Annotated in this window: 26 protein-coding genes; 16 read left to right on the top strand and 10 right to left on the bottom strand. The window is 69.1% G+C overall.

From position 1 onward, the window contains the following. Positions 1-690: a helix-turn-helix domain-containing protein gene (locus ACSQ1L_RS10795; protein ID WP_435994747.1), complete on the bottom strand. Its 690-nt coding sequence runs from the start codon at positions 688-690 to the stop codon at positions 1-3. Between the two features lie 173 nt (positions 691-863). Between ACSQ1L_RS10795 and ACSQ1L_RS10790 the strand changes: the two genes are divergently transcribed. Next, positions 864-1,910, top strand: a complete 1,047-nt coding sequence (locus ACSQ1L_RS10790; protein ID WP_435994746.1) for a ribonucleotide-diphosphate reductase subunit beta — start codon at positions 864-866, stop codon at positions 1,908-1,910. Then, positions 1,832-2,956 carry an oxidoreductase gene (locus ACSQ1L_RS10785; protein WP_435994745.1) on the top strand — a complete coding sequence of 375 codons (1,125 nt, stop codon included), beginning with the start codon at positions 1,832-1,834 and terminating at the stop codon, positions 2,954-2,956. The genes ACSQ1L_RS10790 and ACSQ1L_RS10785 overlap by 79 nt, the downstream gene beginning before the upstream one ends. Here ACSQ1L_RS10785 and ACSQ1L_RS10780 read toward each other — a convergent pair. From ACSQ1L_RS10780 to ACSQ1L_RS10760, 5 genes are all read right to left on the bottom strand, one after another. Further along, positions 2,932-3,690, bottom strand: a complete 759-nt coding sequence (locus ACSQ1L_RS10780) for a molybdopterin-binding protein (RefSeq protein WP_435994744.1) — start codon at positions 3,688-3,690, stop codon at positions 2,932-2,934. The two genes, ACSQ1L_RS10785 and ACSQ1L_RS10780, sit on opposite strands and share 25 nt — an antisense overlap. Next, a complete protein-coding gene (locus tag ACSQ1L_RS10775; protein ID WP_435994743.1) occupies positions 3,687-4,496 on the bottom strand; it encodes a cytochrome b/b6 domain-containing protein in 810 nt (269 codons plus the stop codon). Before ACSQ1L_RS10775 ends, ACSQ1L_RS10780 begins: the two co-directional genes overlap by 4 nt. A gap of 77 nt (positions 4,497-4,573) precedes the next feature. Further along, positions 4,574-5,071, bottom strand: coding sequence for a cell wall hydrolase (locus ACSQ1L_RS10770; protein WP_435994742.1), 498 nt, complete (start codon positions 5,069-5,071; stop codon positions 4,574-4,576). A 93-nt stretch (positions 5,072-5,164) separates the two neighbouring features. Beyond that, positions 5,165-6,628: a sensor histidine kinase gene (locus tag ACSQ1L_RS10765; RefSeq protein ID WP_435994741.1), complete on the bottom strand. Its 1,464-nt coding sequence runs from the start codon at positions 6,626-6,628 to the stop codon at positions 5,165-5,167. A gap of 40 nt (positions 6,629-6,668) precedes the next feature. Then, a complete protein-coding gene (locus ACSQ1L_RS10760) occupies positions 6,669-7,391 on the bottom strand; it encodes a TVP38/TMEM64 family protein (protein ID WP_435994740.1) in 723 nt (240 codons plus the stop codon). 119 nt (positions 7,392-7,510) lie between these two features. Between ACSQ1L_RS10760 and rpmH the strand changes: the two genes are divergently transcribed. The 5 genes from rpmH to ACSQ1L_RS10735 are packed head-to-tail and all read left to right on the top strand — an operon-like array spanning position 7,511 to position 11,530. After that, positions 7,511-7,645, top strand: coding sequence for a 50S ribosomal protein L34 (gene rpmH, locus ACSQ1L_RS10755; protein ID WP_123288089.1), 135 nt, complete (start codon positions 7,511-7,513; stop codon positions 7,643-7,645). A gap of 29 nt (positions 7,646-7,674) precedes the next feature. Further along, the gene (gene rnpA / locus ACSQ1L_RS10750) at positions 7,675-8,079 is read left to right on the top strand and encodes a ribonuclease P protein component (protein WP_435994739.1); all 405 of its coding nucleotides are present in this window, start codon (positions 7,675-7,677) and stop codon (positions 8,077-8,079) included. A 5-nt stretch (positions 8,080-8,084) separates the two neighbouring features. Then, entirely contained in the window at positions 8,085-9,875 is a 1,791-nt protein-coding gene (gene yidC / locus ACSQ1L_RS10745; RefSeq protein WP_435994738.1) for a membrane protein insertase YidC, read from the top strand. Between the two features lies 1 nt (position 9,876). Next, positions 9,877-10,518, top strand: coding sequence for a ribosome biogenesis GTP-binding protein YihA/YsxC (yihA, locus tag ACSQ1L_RS10740; protein WP_435994737.1), 642 nt, complete (start codon positions 9,877-9,879; stop codon positions 10,516-10,518). A 40-nt stretch (positions 10,519-10,558) separates the two neighbouring features. Continuing rightward, positions 10,559-11,530 (top strand): alpha/beta fold hydrolase, encoded by a 972-nt coding sequence (locus tag ACSQ1L_RS10735; RefSeq protein WP_435994736.1) that lies wholly within the window; start codon positions 10,559-10,561, stop codon positions 11,528-11,530. On the opposite strand, the gene ACSQ1L_RS10730 is transcribed toward ACSQ1L_RS10735, so the two are convergent. After that, positions 11,527-12,528 carry an LLM class flavin-dependent oxidoreductase gene (locus ACSQ1L_RS10730; protein WP_435994735.1) on the bottom strand — a complete coding sequence of 334 codons (1,002 nt, stop codon included), beginning with the start codon at positions 12,526-12,528 and terminating at the stop codon, positions 11,527-11,529. The genes ACSQ1L_RS10735 and ACSQ1L_RS10730 overlap by 4 nt on opposite strands. Positions 12,529-12,772: 244 nt before the next feature. Here ACSQ1L_RS10730 and ACSQ1L_RS10725 point away from each other — a divergent pair, with 244 nt between their 5' ends. Both ACSQ1L_RS10725 and ACSQ1L_RS10720 read left to right on the top strand, forming a co-directional pair. Continuing rightward, positions 12,773-13,018: a hypothetical protein gene (locus ACSQ1L_RS10725; protein ID WP_435994734.1), complete on the top strand. Its 246-nt coding sequence runs from the start codon at positions 12,773-12,775 to the stop codon at positions 13,016-13,018. 23 nt (positions 13,019-13,041) lie between these two features. After that, positions 13,042-13,377, top strand: a complete 336-nt coding sequence (locus tag ACSQ1L_RS10720; protein WP_435994733.1) for a hypothetical protein — start codon at positions 13,042-13,044, stop codon at positions 13,375-13,377. A gap of 4 nt (positions 13,378-13,381) precedes the next feature. Here the strand turns inward: ACSQ1L_RS10720 and ACSQ1L_RS10715 are convergent, their stop codons facing one another. Beyond that, positions 13,382-14,320 (bottom strand): pirin family protein, encoded by a 939-nt coding sequence (locus ACSQ1L_RS10715; protein ID WP_435994732.1) that lies wholly within the window; start codon positions 14,318-14,320, stop codon positions 13,382-13,384. Positions 14,321-14,355: 35 nt separating this feature from the next. After that, positions 14,356-14,844: an Lrp/AsnC family transcriptional regulator gene (locus tag ACSQ1L_RS10710; RefSeq protein WP_435994731.1), complete on the bottom strand. Its 489-nt coding sequence runs from the start codon at positions 14,842-14,844 to the stop codon at positions 14,356-14,358. 145 nt (positions 14,845-14,989) lie between these two features. On the opposite strand from ACSQ1L_RS10710, the gene ACSQ1L_RS10705 reads away from it, so the two are divergent. The 7 genes from ACSQ1L_RS10705 to ACSQ1L_RS10675 all read left to right on the top strand — a co-directional run bounded on the left by ACSQ1L_RS10705 (position 14,990) and on the right by ACSQ1L_RS10675 (position 23,594). Next, the gene (locus ACSQ1L_RS10705; RefSeq protein WP_435994730.1) at positions 14,990-16,225 is read left to right on the top strand and encodes a 3-methyl-2-oxobutanoate dehydrogenase (2-methylpropanoyl-transferring) subunit alpha; all 1,236 of its coding nucleotides are present in this window, start codon (positions 14,990-14,992) and stop codon (positions 16,223-16,225) included. A gap of 2 nt (positions 16,226-16,227) precedes the next feature. Beyond that, on the top strand, positions 16,228-17,352 hold the full coding sequence (locus ACSQ1L_RS10700; protein ID WP_435994729.1) for an alpha-ketoacid dehydrogenase subunit beta: 1,125 nt from the start codon (positions 16,228-16,230) through the stop codon (positions 17,350-17,352). A 1-nt stretch (position 17,353) separates the two neighbouring features. Beyond that, on the top strand, positions 17,354-19,000 hold the full coding sequence (locus ACSQ1L_RS10695) for a 2-oxo acid dehydrogenase subunit E2 (RefSeq protein ID WP_435994728.1): 1,647 nt from the start codon (positions 17,354-17,356) through the stop codon (positions 18,998-19,000). Positions 19,001-19,212: 212 nt separating this feature from the next. Then, on the top strand, positions 19,213-19,437 hold the full coding sequence (locus ACSQ1L_RS10690; protein ID WP_435994727.1) for a hypothetical protein: 225 nt from the start codon (positions 19,213-19,215) through the stop codon (positions 19,435-19,437). A gap of 10 nt (positions 19,438-19,447) precedes the next feature. Further along, the gene (lpdA, locus tag ACSQ1L_RS10685) at positions 19,448-20,845 is read left to right on the top strand and encodes a dihydrolipoyl dehydrogenase (protein ID WP_435994726.1); all 1,398 of its coding nucleotides are present in this window, start codon (positions 19,448-19,450) and stop codon (positions 20,843-20,845) included. A gap of 214 nt (positions 20,846-21,059) precedes the next feature. Next, the gene (locus tag ACSQ1L_RS10680; RefSeq protein WP_435994725.1) at positions 21,060-22,124 is read left to right on the top strand and encodes a substrate-binding domain-containing protein; all 1,065 of its coding nucleotides are present in this window, start codon (positions 21,060-21,062) and stop codon (positions 22,122-22,124) included. Positions 22,125-22,379: 255 nt separating this feature from the next. Next, positions 22,380-23,594, top strand: coding sequence for an OprO/OprP family phosphate-selective porin (locus tag ACSQ1L_RS10675; protein ID WP_435994724.1), 1,215 nt, complete (start codon positions 22,380-22,382; stop codon positions 23,592-23,594). A gap of 260 nt (positions 23,595-23,854) precedes the next feature. Here ACSQ1L_RS10675 and ACSQ1L_RS10670 read toward each other — a convergent pair whose 3' ends face one another. After that, positions 23,855-24,940 (bottom strand): glycosyltransferase family 4 protein, encoded by a 1,086-nt coding sequence (locus ACSQ1L_RS10670; RefSeq protein ID WP_435994723.1) that lies wholly within the window; start codon positions 24,938-24,940, stop codon positions 23,855-23,857. Between the last annotated feature and the right edge of the window lie 6 nt (positions 24,941-24,946).

Below are 24,946 nucleotides of genomic sequence, written 5' to 3'. Positions count from 1 at the left end.
TCAGCCTGCTCCGGTCTTGAACGAATGGTGCAGGGCGCGCCACTGGCCGGGCGTACGGCCGGTCAGCGCCCGCACGTCCCGGGTCATATGGGCCTGGTCGGCGAAGCCCTCCGCGGCGGCGATGTCGCTCAGCTCTTCCCGGCCGACGATCAGGCGGCTCCACGCCCGGCGCGTCCGCGCCTCGACCCGATAGCGCGCCGGCCCTACCCCATAGGCCGCGGTGAATCTCCGCCAGGCGGTCTGCCGGACCACGTCCCATTGGCGGGACCATGCCGAAGCGGCCGGCGCCGTTGCCTCGGACAGGGCTTTGGCGAGGACATCGACGTCATCCTGGAGTCCGCCCGGACCGGGCGTCAGCGCCTCCAGCAGCAAGGCCTGCCCATCGCGAAGATCCCGCTCCGCCAGCCGCGCCAACCTGTCCGCGTCGTCGATGCGCATCCGGCTCGACGTGCGGGCCCACAGCGTCGGCAGGGGCAGGTTCAGCACCGTCGTCCGCCGCAGGGGCGCCCGATCCAGATGCGCCGAGAACGCCGCGTGGATGAGCACGTCGCCAGGCCCCGCCCGATAGCGCCCGCCGTCTCCCGCCTCCTCGTAGCCGCCGGACAGGACTATGGCCGCGTAGGGCGTGTCGTGCCGATGCCGCGGAATGGCCGCGCCGGGCTGGAGCAGGTCGATGGGAGCGGCGGTCATCACGAAGGCCACCTTACATCCCCAGGCTCATCCCCAACAGAATGGGCCGCCCTACCATATCTAGCGGTCGTGGAAAAAGTGATCGCAATATAGCCGCATTTTGGCTTGGCGAACGGTCCCCGGAGTCGCATGGTTACGATCCACCTTCCGGATTCGCCGACAGAGTAGCTTCGATGAACGCGCACGTCCCCATCACCGCTTCCACCCCCGGCCTCCTGACCGCCTCGGCGGCCTACAAGCCGTTCCGCTACCCGTGGGCGTTCGACATGTGGAAGAAGCAGCAGCAGGTCCACTGGATGCCCGAGGAGGTGCCGCTGGGCGAGGACTGCAAGGACTGGGCAGCCAATCTGACCGACAGCGAGCGCAACCTGCTGACGCAGATCTTCCGCTTCTTCACCCAGGCCGACATCGAGGTCCAGGACAACTACATGGAGCGGTACGGTCGGGTGTTCAAACCGACCGAGGTCAAGATGATGCTGGCGAGCTTCGCCAACATGGAGACCATCCACATCGCGGCCTACGCCCTGCTGCTCGAGACCATCGGCATGCCCGAGAGCGAGTTCGGGGCCTTCATGGAATACGAGGCCATGCGCGACAAGCATGACTTCATGGGCAAGTTCGGGGTCGAGACCGACGGCGACATCGCCCGCACCCTGGCCATGTTCGGCGGCTTCTCCGAAGGCCTGCAGCTGTTCGCGTCGTTCGCCATGCTGATGAACTTCCCGCGCCAGAACAAGATGAAGGGCATGGGCCAGATCGTCTCGTGGTCGGTGCGCGACGAAAGCCTGCACTGCGAGGGCATCATCAAGCTGTACCACGCCTTCAACAAGGAGACCGGCGCGGTCACCAAGGCCGTGGCCGACGACATCGTCGAATGCTGCCGCACCGTGGTCGAGATGGAGGACCGCTTCATCGACCTGGCCTTCGAGATGGGGCCGGTCAACGGCATGACCCCCTCGGACATCAAGGCCTATATTCGCTTCATCGCCGACTGGCGCCTGCGTCAGCTGCACCTGCCCGAACTGTTCGGGGTCAAGGAAAACCCGCTGCCGTGGCTGCAGTCGATGCTGTCGGGCGTCGAGCACGCCAACTTCTTCGAGGCCCGCGCCACCGAATACTCCAAGGCCGCGACCAAGGGCTCGTGGCACGGCGCCGCCGGCGTCTGGGACAGTTTCGACGCCATGATGCAGAAGCGCCGGATCGAGGGCGTCGACGCCTGAACCGGGCCCGGGTCAACGTCGCCCTCGTCGGCTTCGGCTATGCCGGACGCACCTTCCACGCGCCGCTGATCTCGGCCTGCGCCGGGCTTGAACTGCATACGGTGGTGACAAGCCAGGCCGGGGCGCTCGCCGCCGCCGGGCCTTCGGCCCGGCCGGTCGCCACACTCGACGAAGCTCTCGCCGACCCGGACATCGGCCTGGTGGTCATCGCCACGCCCAACGCCCTGCACGCCCCGCAGGCCCGGGCCGCGCTTGAGGCGGGCAAGGCGGTGGTCATCGACAAGCCCTTCGCCCTCGACCTCGCCGAAGCGCGGCAGGTCGCCGACCTGGCGGAAGCGCGCGGCCTCCTCCTGTCGGTCTTCCACAATCGCCGCTGGGACGCGGATTTCCTCGCCCTCAGGGCCGAGCTCGACAGCGGCCGCCCAGGGCCGATCCATACCTTCGAGAGCCATTTCGACCGCTACCGGCCGCTGGTGCGGGACCGCTGGCGTGAACGGGACGAACCGGGCGGCGGCATCTGGCATGACCTCGGCCCCCACCTGATCGACCAGGCCCTCGTCCTGTTCGGCCGCCCCCTCGGCGTGACCTGCGACCTCGCCGTGCTGCGCGAGGGCGGCCGCGCCGCCGACTGGGCCCACGCCGTCCTCCGCTACGCCGACAAGCGGATCATCCTGCACGCCGACATGACCAGCCCCGCGCCCGGCCCCCGGTTCGCCGTCCACGGGGCCCGCGCCAGCTGGCTCAAGTCCGGACTCGACGCGCAGGAGGAACAGCTCAAGGCGGGCCTGTCCGTCGGCGGCCCCGGCTGGGGCGCCGATCCCTCGCCCGCCGTTCGGGTCGATGGAGCCACCGGCGCGCGGGAGACCGTCCCCGGCCCGCCCGGCGACTACCGCGCCTATTACCAGGCGGTCGCCGCGGCCCTGTCAGACGGCGCGCCAAACCCGGTCCCGCCGGACCAGGCGCTGGCGGTCATGGAGGTGCTGGAGGCGGGGATCGAAAGCGACCGGCGGCGGGCGGAGGTTCAGATGCCCGCGTACCATTCGTAGCCCCGGTCCTCCCAGTAGCCGCCCTTGCCGCCGCCGATGTGGGCGAAGCTCTCCACCGCCTCGATGCGGCGGATGTATTTGGCGTGCTTGTAGCCCAGCTGCCGCTCGACCCTGAGCCGCAGCGGCGCCCCGTGCGGCACCGGCAGGACCTCGCCGTTCATGTCGTAGGCCAGGATGGTCTGGGGGTGGCGGGCGTCGATCAGGTCGATGCTCTCGTAATAGCGCTCGCCATCCTCGCGCTGGTCGAGGGCGTCGAAGCAGTGGAAGACGATATAGCGCGCCTCGGGCTTCATCCCCGCCTCGTCCAGCAGGGTCTCCAGTCGCACCCCGGTCCATTCGCCGATCGAGGTCCAGCCCTCGACGCAGTCGTGCTTGGTGATCTGGGTCCGCGCCGGCCGCGACCTCAGATCGGCGAGGCTGAGCGACAACGGCCGCTCCACCAGGCCGTCGACGACCAGCCGGTAGCCGGCGAAGCCGTCCGCCTTCAGCGCCTGATAGTCCGCCGCCGCCGGGTCGATCGAGCCGTTGGGGCGGAAGTCCGGCGAGATCTCGGCCCGGCTGTAGGTCGGGGCCAGGGCGTCGCGGGGAATGATCAGGCGCTGCACCCGGCGGGTCAGTCCCTCGCCCATGCGACGCGCCTGCTCGGACAGCCGCCAGCTCGCCTCGCCGCAGGCGGAGACAAAGCCCGCGGCGGCGGCCGCCAGCGCGCCGGTCAGCCAGCGGCGGCGGTTCATGGCGCCTCTCCCTCGTCACGTCGCCGCCGAAGCTTCGGCCCCGCCGTCGAGCCCGGCGGCCCGATCACGAACCAGCCGGTGATCATCGACCGCATGTTGTTGAAGAAGCCGGTCCAGATCACCAGCCCGACGTGGACGACGATAAAGGCGACGATCAGGCCCGCCGAGATGAAATGCAGCGTCCGCGCCGACTGCCGCCCGCCCATGATCTCCAGCAGCACCGTCCCGATGGCGTTGAAGCCCGGCGACATCGACAGGCCGGTGATCAGCATCATCGGCAGGATGACCAGCACCATGGCCACATAGGTCAGCTTCTGGATGACGTTGTAGGTGCGGACATGGTCGTCCGCGGGGAAATGCAGCCGGGCGTGCTCCTTCACCGCCGGCCAGAATCCGCGGATTTCGCGTCCCGTCGGCCAAAGCCGCCGCCGGAAGCGTCCGGTGGCCAGCGACCAGACCAGATAGACCAGGCCGTTGATGACGAAGATCCAGGCGAACAGGAAATGCCAGTTGCGCGCCTCCGCCAGATTGCGGCCCTGCGGGATCAGCAGCCAGTCCGGAACCGTCGGCGTGCTCAGCCATGGATCGGCGAAGGTCGAGCGCAGGCCCCAGTAGAGGTGCGGATGCGCCGCCAGGATGTTCAGCCCGCTCATCAGCAGGACCACCACGGCGACGACGTTGAGCCAGTGGGTGATCCGCACGACGGCCGGATGCCGCCAGACGTCGACGCGGCCTCCGGACCGCGGCCGGTCCGCGCGCCGGTCTTCGGCGGGCTCGGCGGGCGGATCGGCGACGGCCTCGGTCACGGCGGCGTTCCCTTCCAGGTCGCCGCAACGGTGTCACGAGCCTCGGCCGACCGCAACGCCGCCGTCGGTCCCGGGCGTCACTCCACGGGCGGGACAGGCATCGCCGGCGGCGGCGGCAGGTCCGGCGGCGGTGGCGGCGCCGGGATCGTACACACCCGGCCGGCGGCCCTGCAGGCGGCCATTTCAGCCTCCCAGGCGGCGTGGTCGCGTTCCCACTGGGCGCGGGCGGCGGCGGCGGCCGAGTTGCGGGCCTCCCACTGGGATCGCTCGGCCTCAAGCCGGGCGGTCTCTTCGCGCCAGTTCGCGTTCCGCTGCTCGAAGGCGGCCCCCGCCTCGGCCTCGGCCTCGGCGGCGGCGGCGTTGCGGGCGGCGACCTCGGCGTTCAGCCGCGCGGTCGCGGCGACTTCGGCGGGAATCTGCTTCGAGTCTGGCGCCCGGTGGTACGTCTCGCCGCGCAGGCGCAGCCATTCCTCCGAGCCGGGTGTGGGGCTGGCGGACTGGGGCGGCGGAGGCTGGGCGATGGCGGGGGCGGCGAGCGCCAGGGCGGCGGCGGCGGTCAGGGTCAAACGGATCATCACGAGGCTCCTCGGAACTGCGCGGCGGCCGGTCCGGCCGTCTTGTGGCGATCGCGACAGATAACGCCGATCAGGCGATTTGGCGCCGCGCCTTCACCAGTCCGGCAGGCGGAGCTCGAACGTGGTGCCCTCCGGGCCCGTGTCGACCAGCGCGAGATCCCCGCCGTGACTGACCGCCAATTCGCGTGAGATGGTCAGGCCGAGGCCGGTGCCGTCGGAAGCGCGGCCGCTGACGAACGGTTCGAACAACCGCTCGGACAGGCGCGGCGGAATGCCCGGCCCGTTGTCGGCGACGCGGATGATCACCGTCCCGCTCTCGTCGACGGCGCTGACCCTGATCACGCCCTTGCGGCCGACCCGGGTGGCGTCGCCCTCGATAGCCTGGCGGGCGTTGCGCATCAGATTGACGAGAATCCGGTGCAGCTGGTCCGGGTCGGCATGGACGGTGAACCGGGCCGGGACCGCCTTCATCAGCCGCACCCCCGCGTCGGACAGGCCGGCGTCCTCGGCCGCCGCCGCCACTGCGGGCCCCAGGGCGAAGCGACTGCGCTGCGGCTCGGGCTCCTCGCTGCGGCCGTACTCCAGCACGTTGCGCGACAGGGCCGCCGCCCGGCCGAGCGCCCGCTCCAGCCGGGGCAGCGCCTTGGCCACCTGAGGATCGGGTGAGTCGGCCAGCCTCTCCGAGGCGATCTGGGCCGAGGTCAGCATGTTGCGCAGGTCGTGGTTGATCTTGGCCACCGCCTCGCCCAGCGCCACCAGCCGGGCCCGGGACCGCAACGACTGGCGGACCTCGTCCTGCATCCGCGCCAGCTCGCGCTCGACCCGCCCGATCTCGTCGTGGCGGTCGCTGGGCGGATCGCCTTCCGCCTCGGGGTCGAGGGCGAACCGCTCGATCGAGCGGGTCACCCGCCGCAACGGCTGCAGCACCAAGAAGGCCAGGCCGCCATACAGCAGGCCGCCCGCGACGAGGGAGATCAGCAGCGACGTCAGCAGGCTGTTGACCAGGAAGGTCCGCAGCTCGAGCTTCAGCGGCTGGGCGGGGGCGAGGACCTCGATGAAGTCGCCCGAGCGATAGCGGGGCCGCGCCTGCACCCGGACCGACCGGTCGGGGTGGCCGAACAGGGTCCGCCAAGGGTCGAAGATGCGGGCCGCCGGCCGGTCCTCGCGCAGGTCGATCAGGTCCGGCGTGCGCGGCAGGTTCGGGGCCTGCAGCAGCAGACGGCGCACGCCCTGGTCCCCGACGACCACGGCCTGCACGCCGCCGATGGCCAGCAGTTGTTCGGCGACGTCGTCCTCGACGGCGGAATAGGGCAGGGCCTCGACCCCCACCGAGGCCAGTTCGGCCGACTGCAGCCGATCCAGCAGCCAGCGCTCGTGGAAGCTGGCGGCGCTCGGAGCGATGATCAGCACCTCGACCACCACGGTGAAGATGAAGGTCAGCAGCAGCAGCCGCCACGCCAGCGCGTCAGGCCGGTGGACGCCCAGCCGGTCGCGCCAGTCGGCCGGCAGGCGCAGGCGCCGTCCGACATCGCTCAGCAGGGGCCGCTCCGCGCTCATGCGGTTCCTAACGCAAAGCTTGGACCAATGGCTGCGTCGTTCACGCCGGGCCCCGTCGCCGCAGCGCCGCCTGCACGGCCTTCATCGCGAACGGCAGCACCACCGCCAGCACGAAGACACCCGCCATCGGGGCCCAGAACTGGTTGAACAGGGCCTGGACGTCCGGATCGGGATCGGCGACCAGCAGGGTGTTCAGCCGCGCCCCGATCCAGCAGTAGATGATGTGCGCCGGCAACAGGCCGATGACCGTGGCCACCGTATAGGGAAGGAGCCGTACGGCCATCATGCCGGCCGCGATATTGATCATGTGGAACGGCACCACCACCGCCAGCCGCGAGGCCAGCACGTACCAGAACGTGTCCTTGTCTATGGCGCCGCAGACCTTCTGCATCAGACCCTTGTCGCGCTCGGCCTTGCGCCGCAACGCCTCGCCCAGGGCCGATCGGGTGACCGCATAGACCACCAGGGCCCCGGCCGTGGCGGCGATCGAGGTCGCGACGCCCCCGACCCACGGCCCGAACAGATAACCGGCGGTGATGGTGACGAAGAAGACGCCCGGCACCACGCTGGCGGTCAGGACCGCGAACAGGACCATCAGGATCAGCAGGCTGAACAGATAGTTCTCGGCGGTGAAGGCGCGAAACGTCTGGCCGTGGTCGCGCAGGGTGTCCAGCGACAGGTAGCGGTTCCAGCCCATGGCGAAGATAAGGACGATCACGCATCCCAGCGCGATCAGGGGCAGGAAGCGTTTGACCCGATGCATCGTCTCTCCGCTGACCGCTCGCGGCGTTGACACCACGGGCTTCCCCGCTTATACGCCCGCCCTTCCCGCGACGGACCTCTTTCCGCCGCCCACCTTGTTTTCAGTCCCAGGAGCCGACCGTGAAGCGGACCTATCAGCCGTCGCGACTCGTGCGCAAGCGCCGTCACGGCTTCCGTTCGCGGATGGCCACCAAGAACGGACAGAAGATCGTTCAGCGCCGCCGCGCCAAGGGCCGCAAGCGCCTGACGGCCTGATCGCGTTCCGCTCATGGCCTGAGCGGTTGATGGATCAGTCTTTCAAAATCGAACGCCTGAAATCGCGGCCCCAGTTCCTGGCGGCCGCGAAAGGCGTTTCAGAGGCCCGCGGCGCCGTGGTCGTACAGCGGCTGGACCGGGGCGACGGCGATCCGGTGGTGCGGCTGGGCTTCACCGCCACGCGCAAGGTCGGCAACGCCGTCATCCGCAACCGCGCCAAGCGCCGCCTCCGGGAGGCCGCGCGGGCGCTGGCGCCGCAGCTGGCGGTCCCCGGCAGCGACTATGTCTTCATCGCCCGCATGGGCACGGCGAACCGTCCTTGGGACCGTTTGCTTGACGATGTGAAATCGGTGCTTACAAGGCTCGCGACCCCGCGGCCGGCGCCCCATGTCGCGCCCCAAGCCCCCTCTTCGCCCGCCGGCCAGGACCGCTGATCTCCATGCCCCCCCAGAATAACAGCCGCAACACGATCGTCTTCATCGTGATCGCGGGCCTCATGCTGCTGGCCTACAACTTCTTCGTCATGGAGCCGCAGACGCAGCAGCGTCGCGCGGCGCAGCAGGCGGCGGCTGAATCCACGGCCGGCCCGGTCACCGCTCCGGCGACCAGCGCCGCCGTCTTCACCGAGGACCGCACCGTCGCCCTGGGCCGCAACGGCGCCGTGCGGGTGCCGATCCAGACCGGCAACCTGACCGGCTCGCTGTCGTTGACTGGCGGCCGCATCGACGACCTGTTCCTGACCCGCTACCGCGAGACCATCGACAAGGACTCGCCGGCCGTCGAACTGTTCCGGCCCGAGGGCATGAAGCACGCCTTCTTCGCCCAGTTCGGCTGGGTCGGACCCAATGTTCCCGGCGGGGTTCCCGGACCGGCGACGCCGTGGCGACTGACCCAGGGATCGACCCTGACGCCGACGACCCCGATCGTGCTGACCTGGGATAACGGCGCCGGCCTGCGCTTCACCCGCCGGATCAGCATCGATGATCTGTACATGTTCACGATCACCGACACCGTGGCCAACTTCAGCGCCCAGGCGGTGACCATCACGCCGGCGAGCAGCATCCAGCGCCAGGGCGTGCCCGACACCCTCGGCCGGAACCAGGTGTTGCACGAAGGCGCCATCGGCACCTTCGGCGACGGCGAGGCCTATTCGACCACCCAGCTCAAGTACAAAGGCTGGGCCAAGAAGCCCTCCGTCAAGCACGAGTCGACCGGCGGCTGGCTGGGCATCACCGACAAATACTGGCTCGCCGCCCTTGTCCCCACGCAGGACGAGAAGATCGACGCCGAGTTCCGCGTCACCGACGCCGGAGGCCTGGACATCCACGCCGCCGGAATGCTGGGCGAGCCGGTCACCATCCAGCCCAACACCCAGATCAACGAGACCCAGCGCCTGTTCGCCGGCGCCAAGCGCAACGAAATCCTCGCCGGCTACGAGAAGTCGCAGGACCTGCCGCGCTTCGTCTACGCCATCGATTGGGGGTTCCTGTTCTTCCTGACCCGCCCGATCTTCTGGCTGATCGAATTCTTCTACAGCTTCCTGGGCAACTTCGGCCTCGCCATCCTGGCCCTGACCCTGTTTGTCCGCCTGCTCATGTTCCCGCTCGCCAACAAGAGCTACGAGAGCATGTCGAAGATGCGGAACCTCCAGCCCAGGATGGAGGAGATCAAGAAGAAGCACCCTGACGAGCCGCAGAAGCAGCAGCAGGAGCTGATGGCCCTGTACCAGAAGGAGAAGATCAATCCCCTGGCCGGCTGCCTGCCGCTGCTGCTCCAGATCCCGGTCTTCTACGCCGTCTACAAGATGCTGTTCGTGACCATCGAGATGCGTCACCAGCCCTTCTTCGGCTGGATCCGCGACCTCTCGGCGCCGGACCCCACCACCATCTGGAACCTGTTCGGCCTGATTCCCTGGGACCCCACCTCGGCGCCGCTGGTCGGCACGCTGCTGGGCGGCACCTTCGCGCTCAGCATCCTGGCCATCTTCTACGGCCTGACGATGTGGCTGCAGATGTCGATGAGCCCGCAAGCGCCCGATCCGATGCAGCGCCGCATCTTCCAGTTCATGCCGATCGTGTTCACCTTCATCATGGCCACCTTCCCGGCCGGCCTGCTGATCTACTGGGCGTGGTCGAACATCCTGACCATCTTCCAGCAGTACGTCATCATGCACCGCCTGAAGGCCGAGAACCCGATCGACACCTTCCTCGCCCGCTTCAAGAAAGCCTGAGTTGGACGATTTCACCCCCGAGGAACTGGAGCAGGCGCGCATCCTGTTCGCGCGCCCGGCCACCTTCGTCATGGGGGCGGCGAAGATCGAGCAACTGCCCGAGCCGGACCTGCCCGAGATCGCCTTCGCCGGCCGCTCCAACGTCGGCAAGTCCAGCCTGATCAACGGCCTGGTGGGGATGCACAAGCTGGCCCGGGCGTCGAACGAGCCGGGGCGGACGCGCGAGGTCAATTTCTTCGACCTCGACGGCCGCATGCGGCTGGTCGACCTGCCCGGATACGGCTGGGCCAAGGCGTCGAAGGCGACGGTGAAGAAATTCCAGGACCTGGGCCGGGACTACCTGCGCGGCCGGGTCACGCTGAAGCGGGTCTACCTGCTGATCGACGCCCGTCACGGCCTCAAGAAGGTCGACGACGAGGCCCTCGACGCGCTCGATCTCGCCGCGGTCAGCTACCAGATCGTCCTGACCAAGGCCGACAAGCTGAAGAAGGGCGAGGCCGAAAAGGTCCAGGCCGCCACCCTGAAGGCCATATCCAAACGGCCCGCCGCCTATCCGGCGGTGATCGTCACCTCGGCCGAGAAGGGCGACGGCCTGCCGGAACTGCGCGCCGAGATCATGCGCACCACGGGCGTGACGCTCTAATCCGCTTGCGCGGCCCCCCGCCCGGTGATCGGGTGGAGCCATGCAGACCCGCCACATCCAGACCGATCGCCTCAACCAGCAGGTCCTCGAGGCCGGCTCGGGGCCGCTGGTCCTGCTGATCCACGGCTTCCCCGAACTCGGCGTCAGCTGGCGGGCCCAGGTCGAGGCGCTCGCCGCGGCCGGCTACCACGCCGTCGCCCCGGACATGCGCGGCTACGGCGGAACCGACAAGCCCGCCGACACCACCGGCTACGGCATCCTCGACCTCGTCGGCGACATGGTCGATCTGGTCCGGGCGTTGGGCGAGACGTCCTGCGTGGCGGTCGGTCACGACTGGGGCGCGCCGGTCGCCTGGCATTGCGCCCTGACCCGGCCCGACCTGTTCCGCGCCGTCTTCGCCCTGTCCGTGCCGTTCCAGCCGCGCCGGCCAACGGGCCCGCCCACCGCCGCCATGGCCGCGCTGTCGAAGCGCGCGGGGCTGGGCCAGCTCTACATCAGCCAATTCCAGGCGGCCGACGCGCACGAAGCCTTCGAGGCCGATCCCGCCGCCGCCCTGCGCAAGGCCTTCTACGCCTATGACGGCGCGACGCCGGACGGCCGCCAGTCGACCGGCTTCTTTCCCGAGGGCGAGACCTTCATCTCCACGATCCCCAACGACGCCACCCTGCCGCCGTGGATGAGCGAGGCGCATTTCCGGGAGTACGTCGCCGCCTTCTCCGCCGGCGGCTTCAAGGGACCGGTCGACTGGTACCGCAATCTCGACCGCAATTGGGCCGGCACGGCCTTCCTGCAGGACGCCCGCGTCCGCGTTCCCGCCGCTTTCGTGGTCGGCGAGCGCGACCCGGTCCGCCACTACGCCGGCGCCCACGAGGCTGGCCTGAAGGACTGGGCCCCCGACCTGCGGACGCAGGTCGTCGTCCCCGGCGCGGGCCACTGGATTCAGCAGGAGCGGCCGGACGAGGTGAACCGGCTGCTGCTCGACTTCCTGCGACAGCCCGGCGTGGGCGCCTAGGCCGCTTCGGCCCTCAGTCCGGCCACGGCGTCGGCGGTGATTTCCAGACTGTGAAGGCGCGCTTCGAGGTCGTGGATCATGCCGGTGACCATGACCTCGTCCACGCCGGTCAGGGCGATGAACTCCGCCAGCCTGGCCCGCACCGTGTCGCGGCCTCCGATGGCGGAGTATTTGAGCCGGCCCTGCACCGCCGCCTGCTGGCGCGCGTCCAGCACCGCGTCGATGTCATCCACCGGCGGCTTCAGCTTGCCCGGCTTGCCGGTGACCACGGCGGCGAACGACTGCTGCATCGAGGTGGACAGCCGGCGGGCCTCCGTGTCGGTCTCGGCGGCGAAGACGTTGATCACGGCCATGGCGTACGGCCGGTCCAGCGCCGCCGAGGGCCGGAAGCCGGAGCGATAGGTCTGCAGCGCCTGCAGCAGCAGCTCGGGCGCGAAATGGCTGGCGAAGGCGTAGGGCAGGCCCAGATGGGCGGCCAGTTCGGCGCTGAACAGGCTGGAGCCGAGCAACCAGATCGGCACGTTCGAGCCCTGTCCGGGATAGGCCGCCACCCGCTGGCCCGGGGCCGCCGGAGCGAGGAAGGCCTGCAGTTCCATCACATCGCGCGGGAACTGGTCGGCGGCCTCGAAATAGCGGCGCAGGGCCCGGGCGGTCTCGCCGTCAGTCCCCGGCGCCCGGCCGAGGCCCAGATCGATGCGGCCCGGGTGCAACGCCTCCAGCGTGCCGAACTGCTCGGCCACCACCAGGGGCGCGTGGTTGGGCAGCATGACCCCGCCCGATCCGACCCGGATGGTCTCCGTCGCCGCCGCCACATGGGCCAGCACGACGGCGGTCGCGGCGCTGGCGATGCCCGGCATGTTGTGGTGCTCGGCCAGCCAGAAGCGAGTGTAGCCCAACCGCTCCGCGGCCCGGGCCAGTTCGGTGGTCTCCAGCAGGGCGCGGCGGGCGTCCCCACCCTCCAGGATCGGCGACAGGTCGAGAACGGAGAATGCGGTCATGCCGCCTAGATCGGCGCGCCGCGGCCAAATTCAAGCGAGTGGTCCTCCCGGGCTCGCAAATCCTCCGGTTGCATGCCGCGCGGTTTTGGCGGAGAGTGATGGCGCGTTTGGAGGAACCGCTGTGCGCTTTTCATCCTGCATCGCCGCTGTCGTACTCGCCGCCTCGGCCCTTCCCGCCGCCGCGCAGCAGCCGCCGCCGCCGAACCACAACGGGCCGCCGCCGTCGGGGCAGGCGAGAATGATAATGAACCGGTCCTACACGGGGATGATGCCGGCCATGCGGGCCAGTTACGAGACCTTCCTCGACTCCGCCTCCGGCAACAATATCGGGCCGCAACCCCTCGCGCGGATCGACCTCGCCAATCGGGTCAGCACCCTCATCGACCTCGGGCGTTGCACCGACGCGCGCAACGAAGCCCGCGAAGCCGGCGACCGCCTGATGGCGCTGCGGGCGCGGCGACTCTGCCCCAGGGACCGCTCACCGACCTAGTCTCTCGCATTGGAGGAGATCGTATGAAACGCCTGTCGTCCTGCCTGATCGCCGCCTCGCTTCTCGCCGCCGCCGGCCCGGTCGCGGCCCAGCAATCGCCGGGGGCCACCGCGCGGTCGCCGATGCAGGCCACCCGCGCGCCCTCCATGGCCCAGTCCGCATGGACGCGGGCAGGCCATGAGGCCGCCGCCCTGCCGGCCCAGTCGCTCCAACGCGTCGATCTCGCCAACCGGGTCAGCGCCCTGATCGAGCTCGGCCGCTGCACCGAGGCCCGCGACGAGGCGCGCGAGGCGGGCGATCGTCAGATGGCGATCAAGGTCCGGCAGCTCTGCCGCGCCGATCGCGCCGCCACCAGCTGAGCGCCTAGACCGGGTGCGTCGGTTCCGGCTTGACCCCGGCCGGCGCCGGCTCGGGAGTCGAAGGCACGTCCGGCAACGGGATGAACTCGACGTCGTCCTCCGCCGGCAGGGCCATGCGCCCGGCCTTCCAGTCCGCCTTGGCCGCGTCGATCTTGTCCTGTGAGGACGAGACGAAATTCCACCAGATCAACCGCGGCCCCACCGGCTCGCCGCCCAGCACCATGACCGAGGACGGCTTCAGCGCCCGCACGGTCGGCTCGGCGGTCGGCTCCAGCACGATCATCTGGCCCTCGTGGAAGGACCGGTCGCCGACCTCGATCTCGCCTTTGGCCACATACAGCGCCCGTTCGCTGTAGCCGCCCGCCCCGCGCCCCGGCGGCGGCGTGGTGCGCACCCCCTCGGCCAGCTCCCAGTGCACGTAGAACAGCGGCGACGAGGTCGGCACGGCCGCCTTGGCCCCATAGGCCTCGCCGGCGACCAGCCGCGCGAACAGGCCGCCGTTCTCATAGGCCGGCTGATCGGCCTCGCCGTGATGATGGAACGACGGGTCGATGTCCTCGGCCTCGTCCGGCAGGGCGATCCATGCCTGCATGCCGTGCATCGGCCCGCCCTGGCTCTTCTTCAGCGGATCGGTGCGCTCGGAGTGGACGATGCCCTTGCCCGCGGTCATCCAGTTGACCTCGCCCGGGCGGATGGCCTGCACCGCCCCGGTGTTGTCCCGGTGCATGATCTCGCCCTCGAACAGATAGGTCAGGGTCGACAGGCCGATGTGGGGGTGCGGCCGCACATTGATCGATTCCGCGCCGGGCGCGAACTCGGCGGGCCCCATCTGGTCCAGGAAGATGAACGGTCCGACCATGCGCCGCGCGTGGAACGGCAGCACCCGCCCGACCTCGAACCCGCCCAGGTCCTTGCGGCGGGCGTCGATCACCATCTCGATCATCTGCGTCTCTCCGGCGCCGTGTGCGCCGAACCGGACTATCCGACGTGCGGGGTGACTATGCCAAGAGGCAGGGCCGTCACATTCTTCACGCCGCGGGTGACGATATGGCTCTCGCAGTCGGAGACGATGCCGAGGCTGAGCAGCTTCTCGCGCAGGAACTGGTCGAAGGCGTGCATGTCGGAGGTGATGATCCGCAGCACATAGTCCTCGCGCCCGGTAATGGTGGCGCACTGCACCACTTCCGGCCACCGGGCCACGGCGGCCTCGAACACGTCGAGATTCTCGGTCGACGGCAGGCTCAGCTTGACGATGGCGTAGACCTCGAAGTCGAGCCCCAGCTTGGTGGCGTCGAGCAGGGTCACCCGCTTGCGGATGAAGCCCGTATCCTCCAGTCTCTTGATCCGGCGCCAGCACGGCGAGGCCGACAGACCGACCCGCTCGGCCACCTCGGCCACGGACAGTCCGGCGTCCTGTTGCAGGATGTCCAGAATTCGGGCGTCCACGGGATCCAGATCGTCGGCCAAGGCGTTTCTCCGGTTCTTGTTATGGCGCAATAAAATACCCGTGAACCGGCATATGCAAGGTCAAAATCGAGCGAGCCTTGACTGAAGGACCATGCTACAGGGCGCCGGAGGAAACGCGGTCGGATCAACCGGACAGCAGGACGGAATGAAAAAGCCAAACACCCAGCCCCTGTCGCTGCGCGTGCCCGAACCTTCGGGCCGCCCCGGCGACACGCCCGACTTCAGCCATCTCAAGCTCGACGCGCCCGGCGCGGTCGACCGGCCGTCGGTCTCGACCGCTCCGTTCGACATGCGCGACCACGCCTTCCGGCTGGTGCGCGTGCTGGACGACGCCGGCCAGGCGGTCGGTCCGTGGAATCCGAAGCTGGACGCCGAGACCCTGCGGCGCGGCCTCAAGGCCATGATCCTGACCCGCGCCTTCGACGACCGGATGCATCGCGCCCACCGCCAGGGCAAGACCAGCTTCTACATGAAGTGCACGGGGGAAGAGGCCATCGCGGTGGCGCAGGGCATGATCCTGTCCCGCGAGGACATGGGCTTCCCGACCTATCGCCAGCAGGGCCTGTTGATCGCGCGCGGCTATCCGCTCGCGACGATGATGAACCAGATCTATTCCAACGCCTCCGACCCGATCAAAGGCCGCCAGCTGCCGATCATGTATTCGGCGAAGGACTTCGGCTTCTTCACCATCTCGGGCAACCTCGGCACCCAGGTGCCGCAGGCCGTCGGCTGGGCCATGGCCAGCGCCTACAAGGGCGACGACAAGATCGCCATCACCTGGATCGGCGACGGCGCCACCGCCGAGGGCGACTTCCACAACGCCCTGACCTTCGCCAGCGTCTACCGCGCGCCGGTGATCCTCAACATCGTCAACAACCAGTGGGCCATCAGCTCCTTCCAGGGCATCGCCGGCGGGCTTGAGACCACCTTCGCCTCCAAGGCCATCGGCTACGGCCTGCCGGCCCTGCGGGTCGACGGCAACGACTTCCTCGCCGTCTGGGCCGCGACCCAGTGGGCCGAAGAGCGCGCCCGCACCAATCAGGGCGCGACGGTGATCGAACTGTTCACCTACCGCGGCGCCCCGCACTCGACCTCGGACGATCCCAGCCGCTACCGGCCGGGCGATGAACACGAGAAATGGCCGCTGGGCGACCCGATCGCCCGCCTGAAGCAGCACCTGATCGCGCTGGGCGAATGGTCTGACGAGCAGCAGACGGCCGCCGAGGCCGACGCCGTCGAACAGGTCCGCGCCGCCGGCAAGGAATCCGAAGCTATCGGCACCCTCGGCCAGTCGCGCCCCTCGGTGAAGACCATGTTCGAGGAGGTCTACGCCACGGACGACTGGCGCATCACCGAACAGCGCCGCGAGGTGGGAGTCTGACCATGAGCCAGCAAACCACCTTCACCGAAGCCGACCGCACCGACGGCGTCGAGCCCGACATGGTCGACCAGAACCACGCCCCGAAGTCGGAGGCGCCCGCCAACGGCGTCCAGCCGATGAACATGATCCAGGCGCTGAACTCGGCCCTGCACGTCAAGATGGCCGAGGACCCCAACGTGCTCAGCTTCGGCGAGGACGCCGGCTATTTCGGGGGCGTCTTCCGCGTCACCGACCAGCTGCAGCAGAAGCACGGCCTGACCCGCAGCTTCGACGCCCCGATCAGCGAATGCGGCATCGTCGCCGCCGCCATCGGCATGGGCGCCTACGGCCTGCGCCCGGTCGTCGAGATCCAGTTCGCCGACTACATCTATCCGGCCTACGACCAGATCGTCTCCGAGGCGGCCAAGCTGCGCTACCGCTCGGCCGGCCAGTTCACCTCGCCCATCGTGGTGCGTTCGCCCTACGGCGGCGGCATCTTCGGCGGCCAGACCCACAGCCAGTCGCCGGAAAGCCTGTTCACCCACATCGCCGGCCTCAAGGTCGTCATCCCGTCCAACCCCTATGACGCCAAGGGCCTGCTCATGGCGGCGATCGAGGACGACGACCCGGTCATCTTCTTCGAGCCGAAGCGCCTCTACAACGGCCCCTTCGACGGCTGGCACCAGAAGCCTGTTAGCCCGTGGAAGGCGCAGGACCTGGCCCAGGTCCCGACCGGCAAATACGTCGAGCCGATCGGCAAGGCCCGGGTCATGCGCGAGGGCGCCGACGTCACCATCCTCTGCTACGGCACCATGGTCTGGGTCTCGCTGGCCGGGGCCGAACACGCCGGCGTCGACGCCGAGGTCATCGACCTGCGCACCCTCGTGCCGCTAGACATCGAGACCATCGAGGCCAGCGTGAAGAAGACCGGCCGCTGCGTCATCGTCCACGAGGCGCCGAAAACCTCCGGGTTCGGCGCCGAGTTGTCGGCGCTGGTGCAGGAGCGCTGCTTCTATCATCTGGAGGCGCCGATCGGGCGGGTGACCGGCTGGGACACCCCCTATCCCCACGCCTTCGAGTGGGAGTATTTCCCCGGCCCCGAGCGGGTCGCGGACGCCCTGAAAGCCGTCATGTCGGGAGGCCGCTGAGATGGGTCGCTTCGTCTTCAAACTGCCCGACGTGGGCGAAGGCACCGCCGAGGCCGAACTGGTCGGCTGGCACGTCAAGGTCGGCGACGTGGTCGCCGAAGACCAGATCATCGCCGACGTCATGACCGACAAGGCGACGGTGGAGCTGACCAGCCCGGTCGCCGGCAAGGTGCTGGCCGCCCATGGGGAACCGGGCCAGCAGCTGGCCGTGGGTTCGCCGCTGATCGAGTTCGAGGTCGAGGGCGCGGGAAACGCGTCGGCTGAAGCCGCTCCGGCGCCGGCCAAGGCTGAACCGGCGCCCGCTCCGAAGGTTGAAGCGCCCAGGACTGAGGCTGCGCCCGCCGCCGCGCCGGCCTCCGCGGGCGGCAATTTCGTCTTCAAACTCCCCGACGTCGGCGAAGGCACGGCCGAGGCCGAACTGGTCGGCTGGCACGTCAAGGTTGGCGACGCTGTGACCGAGGACCAGCTCCTCGCCGAAGTCATGACCGACAAGGCCACCGTCGAACTGACCTCCCCTGTCGCCGGAACCGTCGTCGCCCTGCACGGCGAGCCGGGCCGGCAACTCGCCGTCGGTGGACCGCTGGTGTCGTTCGATGTCGAGGGGAGGGGCAATCAGGCGGTTGCGTCCGCTCCGGCCGCCGCGCCTCCGCCGAAGGCCGAGGCCGCTCCAGCTGCTGTGACGAAGGCCCCCGCCCCTGCGTCGCCCGCCAAGGCTCCAGCCAGGGCTGTCGCCGAAGCCTTCACCACTCGCGCCGCCGGCCAACGCCCGCTGGCCTCGCCCGCGGTCCGCAACCGCGCCCGCGACCTCGGGATCGAGCTCCAGTTCGTTCCCGGCTCCGGCCCCGCCGGCCGCATCGAGCACGCCGACCTCGACGCATACGTTTCCTCTGGCGGCCGCGGATCGTCCGCCTCCGGATCATCCAACGCCTCGACCTACGCCCAGGCCGAGGGAACCACCGAGACCCGCATCATCGGCCTGCGCCGCAAGATCGCGGAGAAGATGGCCGAGAGCGTCCGCCGCATCCCCCACATCACCTACGTCGAGGAGATCGACGTCACCGCGCTGGAGGAGCTGCGCGCCCACCTCAACGCGGCGAACAAGGGCAGCGACAAACCGAAGCTCAACGTCCTGCCCTTCATCGCCCGCGCCATCGTCGTGGCCCTGCGCGACCAGCCGACCATCAACTCGCACTACGACGACGAGGCCGGCGTCCTGACCAGCCACGCCGCCGTCCACCTCGGCATCGCCGCCCAGACGCCGAACGGCCTGATGGTCCCGGTCGTCCGCCACGCCGAGGCGCGCGACCCCTACGACACCGCCCTCGAGATCGCCCGCGTCTCCGCAGCCGCCAAGTCCGGCAAGGCCAGCCGCGAGGAACTGTCGGGCTCGACCATCACCATCACCTCGCTGGGCACATTGGGCGGCGTGGTCCACACCCCGATCATCAACCACCCCGAGGTCGCCATCGTCGGCCCCAACAAGATCCAGGAGCGGGTCGTGGTGAAGGACGGCCAGATGGTCGTGCGCAAGATGATGAACCTGTCCTCCAGCTTCGATCACCGGATCGTGGATGGGCATGACGCGGCGGTCTTCGTGCAGCGGATCAAGGGGCTTCTGGAGCATCCGGCGACGCTGTGGATGGGGTGAGGGCGGTGAGAGCGATCTTTCTCGCCGCGACGATCGGGCTGCTGGCCATGGCCACGCCCGTTCTCGCCTGCGAAGTAGTCCTTACTCTCGGACCTGTCGGGCCGCCTCCAGCGAGTTTGACGTGGGCCGCGGGTCGCGTTTCATCCGTTGAATTAGCGGGCGAGGAGCGTGCCGAACAAGGTGCCCGTCGGCAATGGACGATTAGCGTCGCCTTGGATCGCGTCATTTTCGGGCTGCCGTCCGCCAACGACCAGACCATTGCCTACACGCTGTTTACCGGGGGCGACATGTGCGAGCCCCGGGACCCTCCTGCGGTGGGGGATCGCATTGCTCTGAGTCTCATTTCTCAGGGCGGTGCGTGGACGGCCGCCGACGCGATGGACGAGCAGATCGCCGATGAAATGGCCGCTGAGATGCGCCTCTCCGATCAGGACTAGCAGCAAGCTGATGACCCAGACCCTCACAACCAAAGTCCTCATCATCGGCGCCGGCACCGGCGGCTATGTCGCCGGCATCCGTTGCGGCCAGCTGGGCCTCGACACCATCCTCGTCGACGCCTCCGACGGGCTCGGCGGCACCTGCCTGAACGTCGGCTGCATTCCGTCCAAGGCCATCATCCACGCCGCCTCGAAATTCGAGACGGTGTCCAAGGCCGCCGACGGCGGCACCCTCGGCATCACCGCCGCCAAACCCGCCATCGACCTGTCGCAGACGGTCGCGTGGAAGGACGGCATCGTCAAAAAACTCAACAACGGCGTCGCGGCCCTGCTGAAGAAGTCGAAGGTCAAGGTCATCAAGGGCTGGGCGACCTTCACCGACGCCAAGACCTGCACGGTGAAGACCGCCGACGGCGACGTCACCATCAGCGCCGAACACGTCATCCTGGCCACCGGCTCGGACCCGGTCGAACTGCCCTTCCTCAAGTTCGGCGGCGACGTCATCTCCTCGACCGAGGCCCTGTCGCTGGACAAGGTGCCCGGCAAGCTGGTCGTCGTTGGCGGCGGCTACATCGGGCTCGAACTCGGCATCGCCTTCCGCAAGCTGGGCGCCGAGGTCGCCATCGTCGAAATGGCCGACCGCCTGCTGCCGCTCTACGACAAGGCCCTGACCGATCCCGTCGCCAAATGGCTGGAGAAGCACGGCGTCGAACTGCACCTCGGCGCCAGGGCCGGGTCGTTCGAAAAGGGCCAGCTCAGCGTCACGACCAAGGACGGCGCCGCCATCAAGCTCAAGGCCGACAAGGTCCTCGTCACCGTCGGCCGCAAGCCCCGCACCCAAGGCTGGGGGCTGGAGAACATGGGCGTGGCCATGGCCGGGCCGTTCGTCAAGATCGACGCCCGCTGCGCGACCAGCATGACGAACGTCTGGGCCGTCGGCGACCTGACCGGCGAACCCATGCTGGCCCACAAGGGTTCGGCCCAGGGCGAGGTCGTCGCCGAGATCATCGCCGGCCACGACCGCCGCTTCGACCCGGTGACCATCGCCGCCGTCTGCTTCACCGAGCCCGAGATCGTCTCCGCCGGGCTCGGTCCGCAGGACGTCGAAGGTCGCGACGACGTCATCCAGGCCGTGTTCCCGCTGGCCGCCATCGGCCGCGCCCTGGCCATCGAGGCCGGCGAGGACGGCGGCTTCGTCCGCGTGCTGGCTTCGAAGACCGACCACCGCCTGCTCGGCGTTCAGGCCGTCGGCCAGCATGTCTCCGAACTCAGCAACAGCTTCGCCCAGATGCTCGAGATGGGCGCGGTGCTGGAAGACGTCGCCGGCGTCATCCACGTCCACCCGACCCTCGGCGAGGCCTTCCACGAGGCGTCCCTGCGCGCGCTCGGCCACGCGATCCACATCTAGGGATTAGGGAATGGGGAATGGGGATTAGGGAAGAAGACCGCGTCGGCGCACGACTCCCCCCTTGCTCTAATCCCTAATCCCTAATCCCTAATCCCCATTCCCCATTCCCTAATCCCTCCGCCCCGTCGCCGAACCGTCATCGGACCGTCGGCGCTCCCGTCACAAACCTGTGGTCCAAGCGCCCTCGACCTCAACCGTTGTCGGAGCTGAATCCATGAACCGCACCCTGTTCGCCGCCGTCTCGGCGATCGCCCTCGTCGGGCTGACCGCCTGCGGCGAGAACCAGAAGGCGGGCGCGCCGGGCGGAACCTCGGGCATCCTCGCGGTCGGCTCGTCGACCGTCTTCCCGTTCGCCAGCCGCGTGGCCGAGAATTTCTCCCGCACCTCGGACGGCGCCGCGCCCCGGGTTGAGTCGCTGGGCACCGGCGGCGGCATCCAGCGCTTCTGCGAAGGCGTCGGCCAGGGTACGCCGGACATCGCCAACGCCTCGCGGCCGATGAAGAAGTCCGAGTTCGAGCTGTGCCAGAAGAACGGCGTCACCGACATCGTCGAGATCAAGATCGGCTTCGACGGCATCGTCATCGCCACGGCCCGAACCGGCGAGAGCATGAACTTCCGCCTGCAGGATCTCTACCTCGGCCTCGCCAAGGAAACGCCCGGCGCCGGCGGCGCATTCGTCGCCAACCCGGCCACGACCTGGAACCAGGTCAATCCGGGCCTGCCCGGCCAGCGCATCCAGGTCTACGGCCCGCCGCCGACCTCGGGCACCCGCGACGCCTTCCTCGAACTGGGCATGGCCCCCGGCGCCAAGCTGATCCCGGCCCTGGCGGCCGTGGACGAGGCCGATGGCGACCGCTTCGAGACGCTGGCCCACACCCTGCGCGAGGACAACGGCTGGATCGACTCGGGCGAGAACGACAACGCCATCGTCCAGACCCTGACCCGCACGCCGGGTTCGCTGGGCGTGTTCGGCTTCTCCTTCCTCGAGCAGAACATGGACACGGTGAAGCCGCTGACCATCGACGGCATCGCCCCCTCGGCGGACACCATCGCCGACGGCTCCTATCCGCTGGCCCGCAGCCTCTACATCTACGTCAAGAAGCAGCACGTCGGCGTCACCCCGGGCCTGAAGGAGTTCGTGATGGAGTTCATGTCGGACGCCTCGGCCGGCCGCGGCGGCTATCTGCAGGACCGCGGCCTGGTGCCGCTGCCGGCGGACGAACTGGCCGCCCAGCGGGCCATCGTCACGGCCATGACCCCGATGGCCAGCCCGCAGTAGACGCGAGCCCCACCGTCGAAGGCAGAACGCCGCGGGTCCGCAAGGCCCGCGGCGTTTCGCTGTCGGGCTCCAGGAGGCGTCGTCACAAAACCGGCGGCGAACCGTCATCAGGCTGAGTCCGGGCGGTCGAATTAGCGTCACCGCAACCTCACTGGACCGTCGCCGGACTGGAGCAAAAGCGTCGCGGCATGGCGATAATTCGGGGCCTGACCTGACGACATCCGGTCGGGCGGGGCAAACCGAAGGACTACATCCGTGCGACATCAATCCCTGCTGGCGGGCGCCGCGCTCGCCGTCGTTTCCATGCTGGCGGCCGGCGCCGTCCAGGCCCAGGAGGCCGAACCCACCACCATCACCTGGAAGGGCGCGCCCGAGCTGAAGTGGGGCGAGTTCACCTTCAAGCCGCGCGGCCGGGTCTATTTCGACTATGTGGACCAGGACGTCGACCGCGCCACGGGCCTCGACTTCGGCGCCTCGGAAAGCCGCATCCGCACCGCCCGCCTCGGCTTCCAGGGCAGCTGGGCCGACCAGTGGTCCTGGGTCGCCGAGGCCTCGATCGCCAACGGCGAGGCCAACTGGGAAGACCTGCTGCTCGAGTATTCGCCGACCGACAACACGGCCATCACCCTCGGCAACTTCAAGAGCCTGTCGCTCGAGAACCTGACCTCGTCGCGCTACACCACCTTCATGGAGCGGGGCCCGTTCAACGACCTGATCGACGCCGGCCGGGTGATGACGCTGGCGGCGCGCACCGGCGGCGACAACTGGTCGATCGCGGGCGGCGTGCACGGCGACTCGATCAATGACTCGTCCTCGGGCGGCGACGAACAGCGCGGCGTCTTCGTCCGCGCCCACCTCGCCCCGATCGTCACCGACGACATGAAGCTGCACATCGGCGCCTGGGCCCGCGACCGCGATCGCGGCGACGACTCCGCCTTCCGCTACCGGGTGCGCAACAACACCAACTACGGCGACCGCTACACCGACGCCGGCTCCTCGCCCTTGGGCGCGGGCGAGAGCGACACCGCCATCGGCCTGGAAGCCGCCGCGGTCTGGCGCTCCTTCTCGGTGCAGGGCGAATGGGCGACCGTCGACGCCGACCTGACCGGCGGCGGCGAGGCCGGCGCCGACGCCTACTACGTCTTCGCCTCCTTCTTCCCGACGGGCGAACAGCGCAAATACGACGCCGGGTCCGGCGAGTTCGGCCGGGTCAGCATCCGCGAGCCCGTGACCAAGGGCGGCATGGGCGCGGTCGAGCTGGCGGTCCGCTACGACGCCGCCGACCTGACCGAGTTCGCCGGCGTGGCCACGGCCGGCGAATATTCGGCCGTCACCGTGGGGGCCACCTGGTACCCGTTCCCCTATGTGCGGTTCCTGGCCAACTACACCGACGCCGAGAACAAGGCCCAGGTCGCCGCCTCGGACGTCGACGTCCAGACCCTGCAGGTCCGGGCGCAGTTCGACTTCTAGGGGCAACGGCGACGGCGCTTGTCATCCCGGCCGAAGCGAAGCGAAGAGCCGGGACGCCCCAGCCACAGACCTCCCCCTCCCGGAAGCTGCGTCAGCAGCTATCCGGGAGACAGGTCAGGGCAAGCGCAGGACCAACCCGTCCCCCGGATAATCGCGCCGCGATTTCCGGGAGTAGGGGATTCACGCGCACCTCGTCCCGGCTCACCGCTTCGCGGTGTCCGGGATGACAAACGTCATATTCTCGCTGTCCGATAGGGCCTCTACGCCGCCGCCTTCTTCCGCAGCCGCGCGATCCTGCGCAGCCGGCGCCAGAAGCGCCCGCGTTCCGGCTCCGGATACGGCTGCAGATTCTCGACGAACTGCTCCGCCGAGGCCCGCCAGCTGAACTTTTCGGCATAGGCCCGCACCGCCGCCCGGTCGCTTTTCAGCGCTTCGAGGCAGGCGACGCGCAGGTCCTTGTCGATGGCCCCCGCGTTCGAATTCGGGATGATGTCGATCGGCCCGTGCGCCGGATAGGCCGCCACCGGCGTGCCCGTGGCCATGGCCTCCAGGATCACCAGGCCGAAGGTGTCGGTCCAGCTCGGGAAGACGAACACGTCGGCGTCGCGGAAACAGCGCGCCAGCTCCTCGCCGAACCGGGCTCCGAGGAATTTGGCCTCCGGATATTTCTCCTGCAGCTCGGCCCGCGCCGGGCCGTCGCCGACGACGATCTTGGTGCCCGGCAGGTCGGTCTTGAGGAAGGCCTCGATGTTCTTCTCGACCGCCACCCGGCCGACGTTGAGCCAGAACGGCCGCGGCCAGTCCTTGCCCCCCAGCTCGTCATAGATGCGCTCGAGGTCGGGGTTGAACTGTTCGGTGTCGACGCCCCGCGACCACGGCGAGACGTTCCTGAACCCATGCGCCAGCAGTTCGTCGCGCAGCGTCGGCGTGGCCACCATCAGCCGCCCCGACGGCTTGTGGAACCATTTCATGTAGGCGTAGCCGACCTGCACCGGGATCGGGAACCGGGCCGAGACATATTCGGGGAATTTGGTGTGGTAGCTGGTCGTGAAGGGCAGCTTCCATTCGACGCAGATGCGCCGGGTGGCGATGCCGATCGGCCCCTCGGTGGCGATGTGCACCGCCTCAGGCTCGAAGGCGCGCAGACGTTCGCGGATCTCCTCCTCGGCCCCCAGCGCCAGCCGGATCTCCGGATAGGTCGGGCACGGGATGGTCTTGAACTGGCTCGGCTCGATGACCTCGACCTCGTGGCCCATGCCGCGGCATTCGGCGATGGTCCGGGTCAGGGTGCGGACGACGCCGTTGACCTGGGGCTCCCAGGCGTCGGTGGCCAGAACGATGCGCATGTGGGC

Source organism: Brevundimonas sp. LjRoot202 (assembly GCF_964253355.1).
GTDB lineage: Bacteria > Pseudomonadota > Alphaproteobacteria > Caulobacterales > Caulobacteraceae > Brevundimonas.
Note: the sequence above shows the minus strand (reverse complement) of the source record. Positions and strands in the feature narration are given on the sequence as shown.